Annotated in this window: 1 pseudogene; it reads right to left on the minus strand. The window is 29.9% G+C overall.

What is annotated here, in order from left to right:
* Positions 1-231: pseudogene (locus RB298_RS15560) on the minus strand (hypothetical protein); the annotation flags it as partial.
* Positions 232-923 lie beyond the last annotated feature (692 nt).

Genomic DNA, 923 nt, shown 5'->3' on the forward strand with positions numbered 1-923 from the left:
TACTAGAAATGGGCCAAAAACAATGGGCATCTCTCCTAGAACTTTGGGATGAAGACTTTTATAAAAATACCACCATGTTTTCTTTCTAGCCAAAAAACATTCTGCGAGAACAATTAGATTTACAATTAATGAAGAAAGAAAAAATTTCTTTAAAGTTTGCTGCCCTAATAACGGAATAGAAAGCCAAGGTACTATTAGTAAAGCTAATAGGTACTTCTTATATTTTTCCATTGAAGTAAACATCCTTTTTTATTTTAAGTTCTCCTAAAAGGAAAATTTTATTACCGAACTTAACTATAGTTCTGAGGATTAATTAATAGTATTTTGAGCAAACTAATTACATGTAGAATTTCTAAAGGAAACCCACCTCTGACAAATCAGGTGGGTTTTTCGTTTTTTTAAGCTGTATAGGATATACAGAGCTAGTCGACATGAAACAAATTATCGGAAATCAATTACTTCACTGGTACAATAACATTAGTAATTCGCAAAGTTTATATACAAATTGTTTCGGGAAGTACTGATTAGCCTAAAAAGGTGAGCATAACTATTATGCTCACCTTTTTCCTAACAATGTGAAAATAGACGATAACCTATAGAATAATTAATGCTTATGCTAAAGATGACATTCTTAATAAGGATGTTAACCTATGGTTCGTTTTTCTAATTAAGAATGTAGCTCTAATGACTAAAGTTATTACGCCTGAGAATAAGCTAATAAAATTATTCAAGATTTTCCCCTCCACATTGAATTATAGTGTTAGAAGCTAACACTATAATTATTATTAGTGTGAGAATAAAAATTATTCAGTGTTCAATTATTGTCGCTTGTGTTTTTTATCTTACAGAGAATTATCGTCCTTATAGCTAGTCCAAATAATATAACAATAGGTACTGAAAGTATGGATAATCATATTAACTCC

Origin of the sequence: Priestia sp. BR_2 (assembly GCF_041954005.1) — a bacterium.
GTDB classification, from domain to species: Bacteria; Bacillota; Bacilli; order Paenibacillales; family Paenibacillaceae; genus Paenibacillus_AQ; species Paenibacillus_AQ lautus_A.